Raw genomic sequence first — 4,482 nt, forward strand, 5'->3', positions numbered from 1 at the left:
GGTAAACGTCACCCGTCGAGGAGATGAAAACCTGCGAGGTTCCCGCCGCGCAGGGGTAGAAGGCTTCTGATCTAACCTCCAAGGGAGCGCTCAGTTCACCGCCCGAAACCGGGACGCGGAGTTTCTCGCTCGCTCTCTTCACTTCTTCGACGGTCTTCAAGTACTCAGCGTAGGGGACGGCTTCCCTCAATCTTCCAGCTGGCAGGCCCCACGCTATCCTGAAGGATTCTATCCCGAGCTTCACGACCTCGCGGTAGAGCGGTAAAGCCTCGCCCCTGTTCTTTGGAATCAGGGTGAAGGCAACTGAAACCGGGAGGTTCTCCCTTACGAGCGCTTTGATTCCCGCGATGGCTTTCTCGTAGCTTCCCTCTCCCCTTATCGAGTCGTGGGTTTGTTTTAGACCATCGAGGGAAACCTGGACCTCGTCTACCTTGGCGTCTAAAAGCCTTCCAAGTTCCTCGGCGTGCTCCTCAAGCAGAGTCCCGTTCGTGAGGAGCCTTATTGACAGGCCTTTCTCTTTAGCTCTCCTAAGGATTCGGAAGAAACCGGGATGAACCAGCGGTTCTCCCCCGGTGAGGGTGAGCCTCACCGCGTAATCGCTTATCTCGTCAACGAGTTTTAACCATTCTTCGGTTTTAAGCTCTTTTGGAAGCGGTTTTCCGGCGGAGACTATGCAGTGCTTGCAGTTGAGGTTGCAGTCCCTTGTAAGTTCAAAGATCACGCTGGCTGGCGCGTTGAGCCTCTCGAGTTCTATTCCGAGGCCCGTTAAGTGGCTTATGAAGTCTCCGACCGTGTATTTTTCTCCTTCGTATTCGAGCATTTCTTTTTTCAGTTCTTCGGCATCTGGAAGGTTTTCTTTCAGGGCTTTGAACTCGCTTGGCTCAAGCTCGAAGATTCCTCCCGAAGAAGGGCAGAAGGCGAAAAAGACTCTTCCATCGCCGTAGAGGAGCATGATATCACCTTAAGGGAGCTTCACGAACCCGTAAGTTTCAAAATCCGCATCGTAGGTGAAGGCTTTTTTGATCCCAAGTCTCTCCATCATTGCAAAGCTCAAGCAGTCGGTTAGATCCATTCCGTTGTGGTCATCAAAGCGTTCAAATATGCTCCAGGCTCTTTGCCAGTCGCTTTCATTTTCATTTTCAATCCAGATAAATTTGCTCTGTATGATGCTTTTTCTAAGCTCAATAGCCACTCTCTTACCTTGGTGTTTAGAGGCTCCGTTGATGAATTCAAGCAGAACAGGCCTCCCGATGACGAAGAGCGAGCCTTCAAGAACTGTCCGCTCCAGGAAATTCTTGGCACTCTTATGGTTCTTGTCCCTTGAATTGAAGAGTGCTATCAGCGCGCTTGTGTCGAGGTAGATGACCTCAGGCTTCACTCGCTTTCCCATCCCACCACGCCCCAATCGTCCCTCTCGCTCAGGTCTTCTTCATCAGTATCGAGCAGTCCAATGCTCCTCCAGAGCGGGTCGTTGTGAAGTTCTTTAAGAAGCTTTTCCTTCTCTTTTTTTGCATAATCCCGTAGTATTGACCGCAGTATCTCTTTTAAGGGCTTCTTCTCAAGCGATGCCACTGCCCTGAGAATTTCGTAGGTTTCAATATCTACATCTGTTTGCACAATCTTTGTTGTAGACATTAAAATCCCACCATATCGCCTATTGAATGTCATCATTTAAATATTTTGCGTTGAATGTAAAAAAACGTGAGGTAGCCCCACCAAAACCTTTAAAACCCTAAGACTGTTAGGTTACCCTAACAAAGGGGCAGTGGGAGCATGCTTGAGAACTTCATAGCCAGCCTCGCCGAGTGGATACTCAGGGTTTCCAACGGCGAGATAATGTGGGTAGCCTTCTACGCGGGCCTCTTCGTGGCGGTTATAACGTCGCTCGGCGCTTTAGTGGCGATATTCGCCAGGAGCATCCCAGAAAAGGGCGTTGAGTTCTCCCTGAGCTTCGCCGCGGGGGTTATGGTAGTCGCCTCCTTCACCTCGCTGGTCCTCCCGGCGATTGAGAGCACCGACTCCTTCTCCCCGGCTGGGATAGGAGTAGCCCTCGGCGTCCTCCTGATATACGCGATAGACAGGCTCCTTCCCCACGAGCACCTCGTCAAGGGCTACGAGGGTCCGAGGTCGATGAAGGAGCGCCTCAGAAAGGTCTGGCTGTTGGTGATAGCCGTTATAATCCACAACCTGCCGGAGGGCCTCGCCGTCGGCACCTCCCTCGTCTACAACCTTCGGGTCGGCCTCGTCACGACGATAGCCATTGGAATACAGGACTTCCCGGAGGGAACCGTCGTCTCGCTCCCCCTGGCGACGCTCCAGAAAAAGAGGCTCCAGCCGATAGCAATGGGAGTCCTGAGCGGCTTTGCCGAGATGGCGATGGTTCTCGTTGGGGCGTACTTCTTCACGCTCTTCAGCTGGCTCCTTCCGTACGGTCTGGGCTTGGCAGGCGGTGCGATGCTCTACGTCACGGTGAAGGAGATGATACCGGAGATATACAGGAGGGAAGAAAGCGAGACCCTCGTAACTCTCGGCTTCTTCGCGGGCTTCTACGTCATGCTCTTCCTCGACTCGATGTTAGGATGAGCTCGACGGTTTCTCTAACTTTTTTCTCGTACTCCTCCTTTGAACCGTCGTTGACGATCATGTAGTCGGCCATCGCTATGACGTTCCCTATCCCGAACCTCAGCTCCTTCCAGTCCCTCTCCTCGAACTCCTCCCAACTCTTTGGATCGTCGTGCCTGCCACGCCTCCTGAGCCTCCTAAAGCGCTGTCTCGGCGGCGTGTGGACGGCTACGATCACTATCTTCTCCCCTGGGAAGGAACTGCGAAATGTCCCGACCTCGTCGAGGGAGCGGACGCCGTCGACGACGACAACGTTGTTCTCCTCAAGGAGTTTTCTGACCCTCTCGACGGCGAGCTTCGCCACCGCGTTCTGCCCGAGCTCCTGTCTCAGGCGGATGCTCACTTTAGCAACGTTCTCCTTCGTCAGCGCAAGGCCGCGCTTTACAGTTTCCTCCCTCACGATGTCGCCGAGAGAAACACTGGGAACGCCCCTCCTCTCGAACTCGTGGACAATCCTGCTCTTTCCAGAACCGGGCATTCCTGTTATTATCACTATCATTGTGCCCATCCGGTGCAAGGCCGGAACCTCTTAAAAACTTAGCCCCATTAGGAGAGCAAAATTTTTTAAGGTTTACCAACAAAACCAATATGGTGAAGACCATGAACATTCAATGGTTCACCATAGGACTCATCGTAACTTTCTTCGTAAACATGCCGTTCGGCTTCTGGAGGGCGCACGCCAAGAGAACCGGGAGCAAAGTCGAGTGGGCGCTGGCGGTGCACCTGCCCGTTCCTTTAGTGATTCTCATGCGCTATTTAGCAGGCCTGAGCTGGAACCTCGAAGGGGCACCGCTTATACTGGTCTTCGTCTTAGCTTACTTCCTCGGCCAGAGAACCGGCGGAAGGCTCTACATAAAGGCGCACGAGCGCGGCCTCAACCCGGGCAGGAGCATAGCCGTCCTCTGGAGCGGAAACTCAGGGGAGGCTATCTGAAAAAGTCCTCCAGGGTTTTCTTTCTCTTCTTCTCCTTCCCAGCGAGCTCCCTCTGAATGTTCAGGTGTCGGTATATCCCCTCAAGGACTTTAACACCTATCCCCCCAACCCTAAGGAGCTCAGCTGGTTTTGCCCTCGCGAGCTCTTCGACCGTCCTAAAGCCGGCGTTGTACAGAGCCCTGGCCCTCTTTCTTCCGATGTTTGGCAGCTTGACCAGCTCAAGGAGCTCCTCCCTGACGCCGTGCCTCAGGCGGAGGTGCAGGTCTCTCAGGTAGTTGAGGACGTCTTCTTTTGGCTTGAAGAGCTTGTATAGCTCTACCAGTGAGTACATCAGCCAGTCCGCGAGCTCAAGGATTCTGTAGAGGTCGCCAGGCTCTATGTTGTAGGTCTCGTATATCCTCGCCTCAGGAACCTCATTTATCCAGTCGAGAAGGACTTTGGCCGTTTTCACCTGTCCGAGGAAGCCCTGAAAGCTGGATTCCTCGTAGTAGGGTATCTCGGAGTAGATGTGGCCCTCCATCTCGTAAGCGAGATCGAGGTAGTCCTCCATCTCCCGCCTTCTCGCGGTGAGGGTTGTCATATCCGGTGTTGAGGCAATAAGCTGGAATATCCCAAAGGGGTTGGGGTTCTCCTCAAGCCTCGGGAGCGCATCGCGGAACTTCTTGGCCGTCAGGGGGTCAATGTAGAGCTGTGAAGTCCTTTTCCCGAAGGGCAGCGCTATGAAGCGGTCGTTCACGTCCATGTCTATGAACTCGTTCTCGATGAGGAAGTAAACGATGTCCTTGGCCTTGTATTCGAGCGAGGCAGTGTCACCCCTCTGGTGGGCGTAGAAGGTTCTTCCGAGGAAAGAAACAAGCTCCCGGAAGTCCTCAACGCCGAAGTTTGTTATCAACGCTAAGACCTGGCTCCTAAAGGCCCCCTCATTGG

General features: G+C 53.5%; 7 protein-coding genes. 2 read left to right on the top strand and 5 right to left on the bottom strand.

Annotation, left to right across the window (positions count from 1 at the left end; genetic code table 11):
• From MVD07_RS09420 to MVD07_RS09430, 3 genes are all read right to left on the bottom strand, one after another.
• On the bottom strand, positions 1-952 hold a 952-nt coding region (locus MVD07_RS09420), incomplete at its 3' end, for a radical SAM protein (protein WP_297501312.1).
• Positions 953-961: 9 nt separating this feature from the next.
• Positions 962-1,378, bottom strand: coding sequence for a type II toxin-antitoxin system VapC family toxin (locus MVD07_RS09425; protein WP_366078511.1), 417 nt, complete (start codon positions 1,376-1,378; stop codon positions 962-964).
• Entirely contained in the window at positions 1,375-1,671 is a 297-nt protein-coding gene (locus MVD07_RS09430; protein WP_297501318.1) for a hypothetical protein, read from the bottom strand. Before MVD07_RS09430 ends, MVD07_RS09425 begins: the two co-directional genes overlap by 4 nt.
• A gap of 102 nt (positions 1,672-1,773) precedes the next feature.
• Here MVD07_RS09430 and MVD07_RS09435 point away from each other — a divergent pair, with 102 nt between their 5' ends.
• Positions 1,774-2,583 (top strand): ZIP family metal transporter, encoded by an 810-nt coding sequence (locus tag MVD07_RS09435; protein WP_297501321.1) that lies wholly within the window; start codon positions 1,774-1,776, stop codon positions 2,581-2,583.
• On the opposite strand, the gene MVD07_RS09440 is transcribed toward MVD07_RS09435, so the two are convergent.
• Positions 2,552-3,121 (bottom strand): AAA family ATPase, encoded by a 570-nt coding sequence (locus MVD07_RS09440; protein ID WP_297501330.1) that lies wholly within the window; start codon positions 3,119-3,121, stop codon positions 2,552-2,554. The two genes, MVD07_RS09435 and MVD07_RS09440, sit on opposite strands and share 32 nt — an antisense overlap.
• An 89-nt stretch (positions 3,122-3,210) precedes the next feature.
• On the opposite strand from MVD07_RS09440, the gene MVD07_RS09445 reads away from it, so the two are divergent.
• Entirely contained in the window at positions 3,211-3,555 is a 345-nt protein-coding gene (locus MVD07_RS09445) for a hypothetical protein (RefSeq protein WP_297501324.1), read from the top strand.
• On the opposite strand, the gene MVD07_RS09450 is transcribed toward MVD07_RS09445, so the two are convergent.
• Positions 3,548-4,482: helix-hairpin-helix domain-containing protein (locus MVD07_RS09450; RefSeq protein ID WP_297501327.1), on the bottom strand; the 935-nt coding region annotated here is incomplete at its 5' end. The genes MVD07_RS09445 and MVD07_RS09450 overlap by 8 nt on opposite strands.

Origin of the sequence: Thermococcus sp., assembly GCF_027008145.1 — an archaeon.
Taxonomy (GTDB): Archaea; Methanobacteriota_B; Thermococci; order Thermococcales; family Thermococcaceae; genus Thermococcus.